The 13488-nt window shown below is 63.6% G+C and carries 14 protein-coding genes and 1 tRNA gene; 6 read left to right on the top strand and 9 right to left on the bottom strand.

What is annotated here, in order from left to right:
- Positions 1–15 precede the first annotated feature (15 nt).
- Genes EOD15_RS04265 through EOD15_RS04275 form a run of 3 tightly spaced genes read left to right on the top strand, consistent with a single transcriptional unit; the run spans position 16 to position 4192 of the window.
- Complete coding sequence (locus tag EOD15_RS04265) at positions 16–1125, top strand: ABC transporter permease (RefSeq protein ID WP_127408323.1); 1110 nt, start codon at positions 16–18, stop codon at positions 1123–1125.
- 9 nt (positions 1126–1134) lie between these two features.
- A complete protein-coding gene (locus EOD15_RS04270) occupies positions 1135–2802 on the top strand; it encodes an ABC transporter ATP-binding protein (protein WP_127319548.1) in 1668 nt (555 codons plus the stop codon).
- 19 nt (positions 2803–2821) lie between these two features.
- On the top strand, positions 2822–4192 hold the full coding sequence (locus tag EOD15_RS04275) for an alpha-glucosidase/alpha-galactosidase (RefSeq protein WP_127319550.1): 1371 nt from the start codon (positions 2822–2824) through the stop codon (positions 4190–4192).
- A 307-nt stretch (positions 4193–4499) separates the two neighbouring features.
- Here EOD15_RS04275 and yacG read toward each other — a convergent pair whose 3' ends face one another.
- The 9 genes from yacG to EOD15_RS04320 all read right to left on the bottom strand — a co-directional run bounded on the left by yacG (position 4500) and on the right by EOD15_RS04320 (position 10173).
- Positions 4500–4697, bottom strand: coding sequence for a DNA gyrase inhibitor YacG (gene yacG, locus EOD15_RS04280; protein WP_127269085.1), 198 nt, complete (start codon positions 4695–4697; stop codon positions 4500–4502).
- On the bottom strand, positions 4694–5323 hold the full coding sequence (locus tag EOD15_RS04285) for a Maf-like protein (protein ID WP_127319552.1): 630 nt from the start codon (positions 5321–5323) through the stop codon (positions 4694–4696). Before EOD15_RS04285 ends, yacG begins: the two co-directional genes overlap by 4 nt.
- A 21-nt stretch (positions 5324–5344) precedes the next feature.
- Positions 5345–5563, bottom strand: coding sequence for a translation initiation factor IF-1 (gene infA, locus EOD15_RS04290; protein ID WP_006200926.1), 219 nt, complete (start codon positions 5561–5563; stop codon positions 5345–5347).
- An 87-nt stretch (positions 5564–5650) separates the two neighbouring features.
- Positions 5651–6121 carry a low molecular weight phosphatase family protein gene (locus EOD15_RS04295; protein ID WP_081738604.1) on the bottom strand — a complete coding sequence of 157 codons (471 nt, stop codon included), beginning with the start codon at positions 6119–6121 and terminating at the stop codon, positions 5651–5653.
- The gene (locus EOD15_RS04300; protein ID WP_127319554.1) at positions 6109–6594 is read right to left on the bottom strand and encodes a UPF0262 family protein; all 486 of its coding nucleotides are present in this window, start codon (positions 6592–6594) and stop codon (positions 6109–6111) included. The genes EOD15_RS04295 and EOD15_RS04300 overlap by 13 nt, the downstream gene beginning before the upstream one ends.
- A 6-nt stretch (positions 6595–6600) precedes the next feature.
- Positions 6601–7893, bottom strand: a complete 1293-nt coding sequence (gene hisD / locus EOD15_RS04305; RefSeq protein WP_127408321.1) for a histidinol dehydrogenase — start codon at positions 7891–7893, stop codon at positions 6601–6603.
- A gap of 7 nt (positions 7894–7900) precedes the next feature.
- Positions 7901–8335, bottom strand: coding sequence for a DUF2948 family protein (locus tag EOD15_RS04310; protein WP_127319558.1), 435 nt, complete (start codon positions 8333–8335; stop codon positions 7901–7903).
- A gap of 205 nt (positions 8336–8540) precedes the next feature.
- The gene (gene murA / locus EOD15_RS04315; RefSeq protein ID WP_127381104.1) at positions 8541–9833 is read right to left on the bottom strand and encodes a UDP-N-acetylglucosamine 1-carboxyvinyltransferase; all 1293 of its coding nucleotides are present in this window, start codon (positions 9831–9833) and stop codon (positions 8541–8543) included.
- A gap of 145 nt (positions 9834–9978) precedes the next feature.
- Entirely contained in the window at positions 9979–10173 is a 195-nt protein-coding gene (locus tag EOD15_RS04320) for a hypothetical protein (RefSeq protein WP_127268678.1), read from the bottom strand.
- A 162-nt stretch (positions 10174–10335) separates the two neighbouring features.
- Here EOD15_RS04320 and EOD15_RS04325 point away from each other — a divergent pair.
- From EOD15_RS04325 to EOD15_RS04335, 3 genes are all read left to right on the top strand, one after another.
- Positions 10336–10410, top strand: a tRNA-Thr gene (locus EOD15_RS04325).
- Between the two features lie 324 nt (positions 10411–10734).
- Positions 10735–12357, top strand: a complete 1623-nt coding sequence (locus EOD15_RS04330) for a DUF882 domain-containing protein (RefSeq protein ID WP_127328752.1) — start codon at positions 10735–10737, stop codon at positions 12355–12357.
- Between the two features lie 170 nt (positions 12358–12527).
- Positions 12528–13433, top strand: coding sequence for a MurR/RpiR family transcriptional regulator (locus EOD15_RS04335; protein ID WP_127321151.1), 906 nt, complete (start codon positions 12528–12530; stop codon positions 13431–13433).
- Positions 13434–13488 lie beyond the last annotated feature (55 nt).

Raw genomic sequence — 13488 nt, forward strand, 5'->3', positions numbered from 1 at the left:
CCATCCCCTCCACCGCTGCCGGCCGAAGGTCCCATCGTCGCCAAACCGGCGCGCGGCAACGAAAGCTATATCGCGCTTGTCTGGCGCCGGCTGAAGCGCTCCTGGACCGGCATGGCCGGGCTCTGGCTCGTCGTGCTGCTGCTGTTGATGGCCGTGTTCGCCGAGTTCATCGCGCCAATGGACCCGAAGGTCACGGATGTCGGCTTCGCTCCGCCGCAGGTGCCTGTTTTCCATGACAGAGACGGCGGTTTCACCGCACGGCCGAGGGTCTATGCGCTGGCCGATTCGGCGGACCTCGATCCGGTCACTTTCCAGCCCGTCGTCGGTCCCGACTACGACCATCCAAGGCTGCTTGGTTTCTTCGTGCATGGCGCGCCCTACAAGCTGTTCGGGCTGCTGCCGGCGGACCGGCATCTGTTCGGCTCGCTGGACGGCCAGCCGGTGCATTTCCTGGGCACCGACAAGTTCGGCCGTGACGTGCTGTCGCGCGCCATCCATGGTTCGCGCGTCTCGCTGATGATCGCGCTGACGGTCGTCTTCATCATCACCGTCATCGGCACCACCGTCGGCATGGTCTCCGGCTATTTTGGCGGCAGGTTCGATGTCTGGATGCAGCGCTTCGTCGAACTGGTGCTCGCCTTCCCGCAGCTGCCGCTCTATCTGGCGCTGACGACGCTGATCCCGGTCACCGCTCCCACCAACGTCTTCCTGGCTTTCGTCATCATCGTCATGTCGGCCTTGGGCTGGGCGCAGATGTCGCGCGAGGTGCGCGGCAAGACGCTGGCGCTGGCGCGGATCGAGTATGTGCGCGCCGCCATGGCGGTCGGCGCCACCGACCGGCGCATCATCATGCAGCACATCTTCCCCAATGTGATGAGCCACGTGATCGTCGCCGTGACGCTGGCGATCCCGACCGTGGTGCTGCTCGAATCCTTCCTCGGTTTCCTCGGCTTCGCCGTCAAGCCGCCGCTGATCTCGTGGGGCCTGATGCTGCAGGACACCGCGACCTATTCCGTCATTGGCACCTATCCGTGGATCCTGTCGCCGGTCGGTTTCGTGCTCGTCACCGTCTTTGCCTTCAACGCGCTTGGCGACGGCCTGCGTGACGCCGTCGACCCTTATTGAGGTGCTGAGATGACCGTCGCGCTCGCCGAATCCTTCGCACCAACCGTCCGTCACGACCATGACGGACGCCAGGGCCAGCCGATAATCGATGCCCGCAACGTCGCCGTGGCCTTCAAGGTCGAGCATGGCGTCGTCGACGCGGTCAAGGACATCTCGTTTCAGCTCTATCGCGGCGAGACGATCGCGATCGTCGGCGAATCCGGTTCGGGCAAGTCGGTCACGGCGCGCACCGTTATGGGCCTGCTGTCGCGGCGCGCCACGGTGTCGCCCGGCTCGAGCGTCTGTTATGACGGGCAAAACATCCTGAAATTTCCCGAGAGCGCCCGGCGCAAGCTGCGCGGCAACCGCATCTCGATGATCTTCCAGGAGCCGATGAGCTCGCTCAACCCGATCTATACGGTCGGCAGCCAGATCGTCGAGGCGATCCGGGTGCATCGTAAGGTCAGCCGCAAACAGGCCTGGGCGCGCGCACTGGAACTTCTGCAGCATGTGCAGATTCCCGATCCCGCCGCGCGGCTCAAGCAATACCCGCACCAGCTCTCTGGCGGGCAACGCCAGCGGGTGATGATCGCCATGGCGCTGGCCAACAATCCCGATGTGCTGATCGCCGATGAGCCGACCACAGCGCTCGATGTCACCGTCCAGGCGCAGATCCTGAACCTGATCCGCAGCCTGCAGAAAGAGCTGCGCATGGCGGTGATCCTGATCACCCACGACTTGACCGTGGTGCGCCAGTTCTCCGACTACGTCTATGTCATGCAGCATGGCGAAATGTGCGAGCACAACGTCACCGAACGGCTGTTCGCCAACCCACGGCACCCCTATACGAGACGGCTGCTGGCTTCAGAGCCGCATGGGCAGCCGAAACCCCTTCCGGAGGGCTGCGGCACCATCCTCGAGGCGAGCGGCGTGCACGTCTCATTCATGCTGCGCCACGGCACCTTCCTGAAGCCGGACTGGCGAGAACTGGTCGCCGTCGACGATCTCGGCCTGAAACTCTGTCGCCATGAGACGCTGGGGCTGGTCGGCGAATCCGGCTCCGGCAAGACCACCTTCGGCCAGGCCTTGCTCCGCTTGATCGACGCCAAGCGCGGCGAGATCCATTTCGACGGCAAGCCGATCCATGGCCTGTCGCGTGCCGAGATGCGGCCGCTGCGCTCGCGCATGCAGATCGTCTTCCAGGATCCGTTTTCCTCGCTCAACCCGCGCATGACGATCGGCCAGATCATCGAGGAAGGGCTGATTGTCAACAGCATAGGGGCGACGCGGCGCGAGCGGGTCGAACGGGTGCGCGACGCGCTGGTCAGCGCCGGCATGCCGGGCGATATACTGTCGCGGTTTCCGCATGAATTCTCCGGCGGCCAGCGGCAGCGCATCGCCATCGCCCGCGCCATCGCGCTCGAACCCGAATTCATCCTGCTCGACGAGCCGACATCGGCGCTCGACCTCTCCGTCCAGGCGCAGATCATTGACCTCCTGCGCAAGCTGCAGGACGAGCGCGGCCTCAGCTACCTCTTCATCTCGCACGACCTCAAGGTGGTGCGCGCGCTGTGCCACCGCGTGATCGTCATGCAGAACGGCAAGATCGTCGAGCAGGGTCCCGTCGACGACGTCCTGTCCAATCCCAAGACCGCCTACACCGAACGGCTCGTCAGGGCCGCTTTCGACGTGGCCTGAAAATGTGCCGGAGGTTAGCATGACAAGAAATCCCAAGATCACGTTCATCGGGGCCGGCTCGACGGTGTTCATGAAGAACATTGTCGGCGACGTGCTGCAGCGGCCGTCGCTTTCGGGCGCGACGATCGCGCTGATGGACATCAATCCGCAGCGGCTGGAAGAGAGCGCCATCGTCGTCAACAAGCTGATCGCGACGCTCGGCGTCAAGGCGAAGACCGAGACCCATTCGGACCAGCGCAAGGGACTGGCCGACGCCGATTTCGTCGTCGTCGCCTTCCAGATCGGCGGCTATGAGCCCTGCACGGTCACCGACTTCGAGGTGCCGAAGAAATACGGCCTGCGCCAGACGATCGCCGACACGCTGGGCGTCGGCGGCATCATGCGGGGCCTCCGGACCGTGCCGCATCTGTGGAAGGTGTGTGAAGATATGCTCGCCGTCTGCCCGCAGGCGATCATGCTGCAATATGTCAACCCGATGGCGATCAACACCTGGGCGATATCGGAGAAATATCCCGACATCAGGCAGGTCGGCCTCTGCCATTCGGTGCAGGGCACGGCGATGGAACTGGCTGAAGACCTCGACCTTCCCTACGAAGACATCCGCTATCGCTCGGCCGGCATCAACCACATGGCGTTCTACCTGAAGTTCGAGCATCGCCAGCCGGACGGTTCCTACCGCAACCTCTACCCAGATCTCGTGCGCGCCTATCGCGAAGGCCGCGCGCCCAAGCCCGGCTGGAACCCGCGCTGCCCCAACAAGGTGCGCTACGAGATGCTGACCCGGCTCGGCTATTTCGTCACCGAGAGCTCGGAACATTTCGCCGAATACACGCCCTACTTCATCAAGGAAGGGCGCCCCGACCTGATCGAGAAGTACGGCATCCCGCTGGATGAGTATCCCAAGCGCTGCATCGAACAGATCGAGCGCTGGAAGGGACAGGCTGAGGCCTATCGCTCGGCCGATCGCATCGAAGTCGAGCAGTCCAAGGAATATGCCTCGTCGATCATGAATTCGGTCTGGACCGGCGAGCCGTCAGTGATCTACGGAAATGTCCGCAACAATGGCTGCATCACCTCGCTGCCCCGCGATTGCGCCGCCGAAGTGCCGTGCCTGGTAGATGCCTCAGGCATCCAGCCGACCTATATCGGCGAGCTGCCGCCGCAATTGACCGCGCTGATGCGCACCAACATCAACGTGCAGGAACTGACGGTGCGGGCGCTGATGACCGAGAACCGCGAGCACATCTATCATGCGGCGATGATGGACCCGCACACATCAGCCGAACTCGATCTCGACCAGATCTGGTCACTGGTCGATGATCTCCTGGCCGCTCACGGCGACTGGCTGCCGGCCTGGGCGCGCGTAGGGTGCAAGAACGAAGCCGCCTGACTGGTTGCTCGGCGCAAAGTTGTGACGGGTCGATTGCGTTGACGGATCGAATGCCTTGGCGATTGGCGCAAACCCCATCGCTTCGTCATCCACGGGCGGAGCAAGGAGCGAAGCGACGCAGCGCAGACCCGAGGATCCATGCCGCGACTCCAACGCGTCACCACGGTGCAGTGCACCGCTGCACTCTTCGGCCAAAGGTCGCGGCATGGATCCCAGGGGGCTTCGCGACGGAGCTTCGCTCCTGCTTCGCCCTAGGATGACGAAGTTAGGAGGCTTCGATCAATCTTCCGCCAAAGGGGGAACGGCCTCACTTCGAATCGTCGGGGTCCGTTTCTTCCTCGTCGTCGCGAGCCTTGATGACGTAAGCGCCCTTCAGCCAGCGATTGAGGTCGATGTCCTTGCAGCGCGTCGAGCAGAACGGGAAGGTGTCGCGCGCCGAGGGCTTGCCGCATTCGGGGCAGGGGCGCTTCGGGCGCAAGGGCGTGACTTTGGGATCCGAATTCACAGCCGGGGTCCCGCCAGCCAGCCGCCATGCACCTTGAAGCCCTCGCCGCTCAACAGCGCGACGGTCTCATAGAGCGGCAGGCCAACGATATTGGTGTAGGAGCCGACCAGCTTGACGACGAAGGCGCCGGCGAGGCCCTGGACGGCGTAACCACCCGCTTTGCCGCGCCATTCGCCCGAGGCGACATAGGCGTCAATCTCTTCGCGCGGCAGCCGCTTGAAACGCACCCGCGTCTCGACCAGCCGTTGGCGCAGCTTGCCACCCGGGGTGATCAGGCAGATGCCGGAATAGACCCGGTGCGAACGGCCCGACAACAGCCCGAGGCAGTTGGCAGCGTCGTCGAGGGTTTCCGCCTTGGGCAGGATGCGCCGTCCGACGGCAACCACCGTGTCGGCGGCCAGCACGAAACCTGGCGCGTAGTCGGCTTCGGTCTGCAGCGAGGCGAACGCCTTCTCGGCCTTTTCCCTCGACAGCCGCTTGGCCAGCGAGCGCGGATGCTCGGCACGCAACGGCGTTTCGTCGACATCGGCCGGCAGCACGCGGTCCGGCTCGATGCCGGCCTGCTGCAAGAGCTCGATCCGGCGCGGCGAACCCGAGGCAAGCACCAGCTTCTGCAAAATGCTCATCGCGGACCAGTCGGGCTTTGCTTACTTGAAACGATAGGTGATGCGGCCCTTGGTCAGGTCGTATGGCGTCATCTCGACCAGAACCTTGTCGCCGGTCAGCACGCGGATGCGGTTCTTGCGCATGCGGCCGGCCGTATGGGCGATGATTTCGTGTTCGTTTTCGAGCTTTACCCGGAACATCGCGTTCGGCAACAATTCCGTCACGACACCCGGAAACTCGAGGACTTCTTCCTTCGGCATTCGATACCTTTGCTTGGATGGTAGTTCCAGCACCCTGGCCGGAATTTCGGCGGAACCTATATGATAATCGTCCGCTTGTGAACACGCTTAATCCGTCGCGTTTTTTGCTCCTGGAAGCAGAAAACGTCGGCCTATGCGCACCTTCAGCCGCTCGCGCACGTCGCGATAACTAGCCATGATCTGTTCGCGAGTACCGCTGGCGTCGGTCGGGTCCGGCGTCGGCCAGTATTCGACCTCGACAGCGAGCGAGCGGGTGAGTTCAAGTGCGGCGTGGTGCGCTTCCGGCGCCAGCGTGACGATGAGGTCGAAATAGTCGTCCTCGAGATCGTCCATCGTCCTTGGATGGCGCTCGCCCAGCGTGAGACCGTCTTCGGCAAGCACCGCATCGACGAATGGATCGCGCTCGCCGGCGCGAACGCCTGCCGAAGCGACAAAGACGGTGGCCGGCAGCATGCGGCGCGCCAGTTGCTCTGCCATCGGCGAGCGCACGGCATTCATGCCGCACAGGAACAGGATCGAACGGGGCAGGGCGCCGGGTGCCAGGGCTAGCCCCGCCAGTGCAGTACGCAGACCAGAGTGAACAGCCGGCGCGCCGTATCGAAGTCGATGTCGATCTTGCCGGATAGCCGGTCCATCAGCGTCTGCGAGCCTTCATCGTGCAGGCCGCGGCGGCCCATGTCGATCGCCTCGATGTGGCTCGGCGTCGAGGAACGGATGGCGTCGTAGTAGCTTTCGCAGATCATATAATAATCCTTGACGATGCGCCTGAGCGGCGTCAGCGACAGGATGTGGGTAACGACGGCGGCGCCATCCTCGCGCGCCACGGCAAACACCAGGCGCTGCTCGGCCAGCGACAGTTTCAGCCGGTAAGGGCCGGCGCCGCTGTCATTGACGGGTTGGAAACTGTTCTCCTCGATCAGGTCGAAGATCGCCACCGCGCGTTCATGCTCGACATCGGGTGTCGAACGGCCGATCGATTCATCGAGTTCGACATCGATCAGCCTGGCACGGTTTTGATCGGAGCCAGACATCGCCGCCTACATGTTCAGCCGTATGGCGACGGAGCGCCCATGCGCGTCAAGGCCTTCCGCCTTGGCCAGCGCAATCGCCGCCGGCGCCAAGATCCGCAACTGTTCCGGTCCAAGCTTGAGGATCGACGTGCGCTTGACGAAATCGAGCACCGACAGACCGGACGAGAAGCGCGCCGAGCGCGCCGTAGGCAGCACATGGTTGGAGCCGCCGACATAGTCGCCGATGGCTTCCGGCGTGTGGCGGCCGAGAAAGACCGCACCCGCGTTGCGCATCCGCGACAGGAAGCCCTCGGCGTCGTCGATGGCCAGTTCGACATGTTCGGCGGCGATGCGGTCGACCAGCGGCAGCGCGGCGTCGATGGTCGACACCTGGATCACCGCACCAAAATCACGCCAGCTCGCCGCCGCCGTCTCGGCGCGTGGCAGGCTCTGCAACTGGCGCTCGACGGCTTGTTCGACAGCGATGCCGAAGGCTGGATCGTCGGTGACCAGGATCGATTGCGCCGATGCATCGTGCTCGGCCTGGGCCAGCAGGTCGGCCGCGATCCAGTCCGGATCGTTGCTGCCGTCGGCCACGACGAGTACTTCCGACGGCCCGGCGATCATGTCGATGCCGACGGCGCCGAACACCTGGCGTTGGGCCGCCGCGACATAGGCATTGCCCGGGCCGACGATCTTGGCGACCGGCCTGATCGTTTCGGTGCCGTAGGCAAGGGCGGCGATCGCCTGCGCGCCGCCGACACGGTAGATTTCCGACACGCCTGATATGTCGGCCGCCACCAGCACCAGCGGATTGATGATGCCGCCCGGCGCCGGCACGACCATGACGATGCGCTCGACGCCGGCCACCTTGGCCGGCACGGCGTTCATCAGCACCGAGCTTGGATAGCTCGCCGTGCCGCCCGGCACATAGAGCCCAACCGCCTCGACCGCCGTCCAGCGCCAGCCGAGCTCGACGCCGGCGGCATCCGTATAGCGGTCATCCTTTGGTCGCTGCCGCTCATGATGCGAGCGGATGCGGTCGCGCGCGAATTCCAGCGCCTCGATCGTCTTTGGGTCGGCGGCCTTGTAGGCCTGGGCGATGTCGTCCTTCGAAACGGCGATGCCCAGTCCAGCCAGATCGGCGCGATCGAATTTCCGTGAATAGTCGATCAGCGCCGCGTCGCCCTCGGCGCGCACGCGCGCGATGATGGCGCGCACCGCTGCATCGACGTCGGCGGACACTTCCCGCTTGGTCAACAGGAAGGCGGCGAAACGCTGTTCGAAATCGGCGTCGGACTGACGAAGCGTGATGGCCATCGGACGCTCAGGTCTTGTGGATGGGGCGCGAGGTGGCTTCCCACGCCCCGCCAATGTCGGCAAGGCGGGCCTCGATGCATTCGACGTCGAGCATGATCGCACCGCCGCCCGAGAAGATCAGCTCGACGATGCCGGCCGGCTTGCTGATCTCGATGAAGCTGATCGCCAGCAGCGACAGGACTTCCGCAGGCTTGTCGCGGTCGATGCCGCTGGTCTTGGCGCCGAGCACGCGGTCGAAATGCAGCACGGCCTGCCGTCGCTCATTGTGCTGGCGAAACAGGCCGGATTTTGCCTCCCAGACGAAACGGTTCATGGTCAGCAGGAAACGCTTGGCCGCGGGCAGGAATTCGAGGTCGCTGACTTTCAGCACGGCATCCTGGACATGAGCCGAAACGATGCTCAGATCCTGATCGTCGAGCGCGATAAGCTTAAGGCCGGTCATGCGGATTTCGCACCTGAAGGTTGATTGTTCAGCCTTCTGTTAGGCGGTCTTGGCGATCGGTGCAACCGCACCAACAGCTGCAGGTCTGCGCTGCCCCTCATCGCCCTGCCGGGCACTTCTCCCCGTATAGTGACGGGGAGAAGGACGCTGCCGCGAAGGATCTCGCCAATCTCCTGCGTTGCTGGAGAGGAGCCGAGGTCGCGGGCTACGCCGAAATCCGCTCGATCACCGCGCCGCAGTTGGACAGCTTTTCTTCCAGCCGCTCGAAGCCGCGGTCGAGGTGGTAGACGCGGTTGACCGTGGTCTCGCCTTCCGCCGCCAGGCCGGCGATGACCAGTGACACCGAGGCGCGAAGATCGGTCGCCATGACCGGCGCGCCCTTCAGCTTCGGCACGCCGTCGACGATCGCCGTCTGGCCCGAAAGCGTGATATGAGCGCCGAGCCGCGCCAGTTCCTGCACATGCATGAAGCGGTTCTCGAAGATCGTCTCGGTGATGCGCGACTTGCCCTTGGCCATCGTCATCAGGCCCATGAACTGCGCCTGCAAATCGGTCGGGAAGGCCGGAAACGGCGCCGTCGTCACGTCGACCGGCGCAATGCCGGCGCCGTTGCGCCTCACACGAATGCCGGAATTGGTCGGCGTGATCTCCGCACCCGTCTGGGCGATCACGTCCAGTGCGGTCTGCAGCAGATCCGGACGCGCACCTTCGAGCACGACGTCGCCGCCGGTCATGGCCACGGCCATGGCATAGGTGCCGGTCTCGATGCGGTCGGGGATGACGCGCACGCGTGCGCCCGACAATGATTCGACGCCGTCGATGGTGATTGTCGGCGTGCCGGCGCCGGAAATCTTCGCGCCCATGGCGTTGAGGCACTCGGCGAGGTTAACGATCTCGGGCTCGCAAGCCGCGTTTTCCAGCACCGTCTCGCCCTTGGCGAGCGCCGCGGCCATCATCAGCACATGGGTGGCGCCGACCGAGACCTTCGGGAAGATATAGCGGTTGCCGACAAGGCGGCCATTCCTTGTCTTGGCGATGACATAGCCGGTGTCGACGTCGATGTCGGCACCCAGCGCCTGCAGGCCCTCGAGGAACAGATCGACCGGCCGCGTGCCGATGGCGCAACCGCCCGGCAGCGACACTTTGGCTTCGCCCATGCGGGCCAGCAGCGGGCCGATCACCCAGAACGAGGCGCGCATCTTCGACACCAGCTCGTAGGGCGCTGTGGTGTCGACGATGTTGCGGGCGGAGAAGTTGATGGTGCGCGAATAGCCCTCATTCTGCTTCTCGCGGCGGCCATTGACCGAATAATCGACGCCGTGGTTGCCCAGGATGCGGATCAGTTGCTCGACATCGGCCAGATGCGGCACGTTTTCCAGCGTCAGCGTGTCGTCGGTCAGAAGCGAGGCGATCATCAAAGGCAGCGCCGCGTTTTTCGCGCCCGAGATCGGAATGCTTCCGGAGAGCTTGTTGCCCCCGACAATTCTGATGCGATCCATGGAAGACGTCCCTCTCGGCCAAAAAGGGCCGGTTCAATCGTTTGAGTAGCGGCCCGTCTAGACCATTGGCCAATCTGGTTCAAGAATTACGCTGGTTCAAGAAATAGGATTTCGCCCACCCCGGGCCTAGAGTGGCCGATTTGAGTTAATCTTTTTGTATTTCCTTCGATGCAGCGAGCCCGTCCGGCCGCTCGTCGGCATCGCCGGTGCGTCGCGAGCGTGACTGCGCCTTGCGCTTCTGCAGATTGGCGCGCAATTGCTCGGCCAGCCGATCCTTGCGGATTGTTGCGCTGTTTTTCGGTGGACCATCCTTTTTCACTGGAATTGCCTTGTCATCCATTGTCCCGCTCACGGCCCGTGAGCAGCCAGCCCGCCATTCAGGGATAGCCAACATTGTGGCGCCCCCATGTCATTAAAAGCTATCCGGCAAAGGCTTTCACAGAAGCGTTGCGCTTGGCCTTGCGCTTGCCGGTTCGATATGGCAGAAGCCCCGCCATCAGCGGCTGCGGTAGCTCAGTGGTAGAGCACTCCCTTGGTAAGGGAGAGGTCGAGAGTTCAATCCTCTCTCGCAGCACCAGTTTCCAACATCCTTGTTGCCGCACATTCGTTCTCTGCATTTGCGAGGGCGAGGCGGCTACATGGGAACGGCGCGGCCGTCGTGCTGGCGGACCTCATCAGCGGTGCATTGCTCCAGAAAATGGCTGCCACAGGCAACTCCAGCCGAAACGCGTTCTCGGAAGCGACACGATTCGTTAACCAAGATGCTGTTCATCAACATGACGTGTTGTGGCATGGACGCCTGTCTGCGTCGGTCAAGTCCATGCTTGTCAGGAAGAGGGCTGAAAGGCTCTTCATCTGGGCGGGAACCTGAAATCGCCCGAAACAAAAGAACGTGCAAGGCATGAACGTGAGCGAAAACGTGCAAAACGCCCCCGGTGCTTCCCGTCTTTGGACACTGCCTGCCATCATAGCAGCGTTCCTTTGCCTGTGTGTCACCGGCGCGTTCGCGGAGACGCGTGCTTTGAAGATTCAACATCTCCATACGGGCGAGAAGGCTGAAATCGTCTTCAAGCGCAATGGGCGCTATGATCCGGCGGGATTGAAGAAGATCAATCTCATGCTGCGCGACTGGCGTCGCAACGAACCGACGAAGATGGATCCGCGCCTGCTCGATCTTGTCTGGCAGGCCTATCGCGCCAGCGGCTCGAGAGCCTATATCCACGTGGTCAGCGCCTATCGGTCGCCAGCGACGAACGCCATGCTGCGCAGCCGCTCGAAGGGCGTGGCTCGGGAAAGCCAACACATGGTTGGCCGCGCGATGGACTTCTTCCTGCCGGATGTGCCGCTGAAGAAGCTGCGCGACATCGGCCTCAAGATGCAGGGCGGCGGCGTAGGCTATTACCCGACCTCCGGTTCGCCTTTCATACATATGGATGTCGGCAATGTGCGGCATTGGCCCGGCATCAGCCGCCAGGAACTCGCAAGGGTATTCCCGAACGGCAACACCTTGCATGTGCCGAGCGACGGCAAACCGCTGCCCGGTTATGGGCAGGCGTTTGCCGCCTACAAATCGCGCAAGGGCGCCGGCACGCCCAACATCGACCTGGCAAGTGCCGACGGCGGCCAACGCAGGCCGGCGCGCGGCCTGCTGGCGACGCTTCTGGGTGGGCGCGGCGCGGACGAGACCGATGATGTCGCCGAAGCGGTGCCGGCGCCACGCAAGCCGGCCAAGTCCGTTGAACCCAGGCCCGCCGGCATCGCAATCGTGCCGCCGCAGGATGCCCAGCGCGCCGACATCCAGATGGCTTCCGTCGATAGGGCCGAAGAATCGCCGATTGGACCGGAGGGGAAGACGCCTGAAGCGATCGTCATGGCGATGGCGCCGGGCTCGGTGCCGCTGCCAGCCTTCGCCCCGCGCAGCGGGTCCAGCATTCCGACCCCGCAACTCGCGCCGCTTGCAGCAGCCAACGCTTCCACCGCGCGGGCCGAACTGGCCAATCCAACAGCAACCGATGCTGAAATTCCCTCGGGCAAGTCGGCCGGTCCCGCGGGCGGCGCGCCGGACATGGTGGCGTTCAACATCCCGTTGCCGACATGGCGACCGGAAAGCCCGACGCGCCAGCTTGAAGCAGACAAATCCGGCGATGCGGTCGCTGCCTTGCTGGCCTTGAACCACGCCGATGACGGCCACAATGGGTTGGCCGGCCAGCGGGTCTCGGTTGCCCAATCGAAGCCCGAAGATCGCGTCAGGACCAGCCCGAAGGCCGACCGTGTCCAGCCAAATCTCGATCCCGAAGCCACTGCGGTCATCGTGCCGGCAGCGTTGTCCCGGCCGATTGAGACAGGTCGTGGCATCGCCGGCGGAGCTAGCACTGCGGCGGCGCCCGTCATTGCCGCCAATCTCATCCGCACAGCGCCGGAGCACATCTATCTCGATGGATTCCAGCCGCGAGGACAGACCTCCGATCACCGGCGCTTCACCGGTTCCGCGGTCAAGTTCCTGCCCATCGCCAGCTTCAAATAGACGCCAGCCCTCGTTCGAGCCGACGTGGATGTGTTGCACGACTGGCTTGGCTGCCATGGGATAGCAAGTCATGCCGAACTCTCGATGGCTCTGTAAGAGAAGTTCCAAATTTGACAAACATGTGTGAAATTGTAAGATAATCGTCTTTCCGTCGGCGATGGGCGATGACAATGTCGATCCGCGAAGAACTGGCCAATACGACCGTGGCGTTCACCTCCGCGGAAGAGAAGATCGTCCAGGTCCTGCTCGCTGATTATCCGATGTCGGGGCTGGGCACCGCGACCCGGCTGGCACGGCGCGCTGGCGTCAGTGACCCGAGCGTGACGCGGCTGATGAGCAAGCTTGGCTATGTCGGCTTTGCCGATTTCCAGGCACGCCTGCTCACCGAAGTTGAATCCAGGCTGCATTCGCCGCTTTTGATGATGGAGGCCAAGCGTCCGGGCGGCTCCAGCGAAGGCACCGCACTCGCCTATTTCCATTCGGTTTCCGACAGCCTGGAGCGCACGCGCACGGCAGTGCCGGTGCAGGCCTACACGCGCGCCGTCAACATGCTGCTCGAGAGCAAGGGCCAGGTCGTGCTGCTGGGCGGCCGGTTCAGCCGGCATATCGCCTCCATGCTGGCCGGCTACCTCCTGCAGTTCCGCTCCGGCGTGCGCGACATCGGTTCGTTGAGCCCCGCCGATTTCGACCTGTTGATCGACCTTGGCAAGCGCGACCTCCTCGTCGTGTTCGACTACCGGCGCTATCAGTCGGACGTGGTGAGCTTTGCCCAGCAGGCCAAGGAGCGCGGCGTCTCCATCCTGCTGTTCACCGATGTCTGGCTGTCGCCGATATCTGACATAGCGGACCTGACCATGGTCGCGGCGATCGACGCCAACTCGCCGTTCGACACCCTGGCGACGGCCGTTGCCCAGATGGAAACCGTGTTTGCCCACGCGCTGGAAGGCCATGGCGCCGGGGTGCGCAAGCGCATCGAGGACATCGAGAAGATCCGCAGCGCCAATGCGGTCACGCTCGATACCGCCCTGTCGTCATCGGCCGACGACGCCGCCAAATCCAAAACCACAAGGAAATAGTGTCGTTGCGCCCAGTGCAGCGATGCAAAGCGCCGCGACGCAGAGAAGGAAGCGA

The organism is Mesorhizobium sp. M7A.T.Ca.US.000.02.2.1, assembly GCF_003996995.1.
GTDB lineage: Bacteria > Pseudomonadota > Alphaproteobacteria > Rhizobiales > Rhizobiaceae > Mesorhizobium.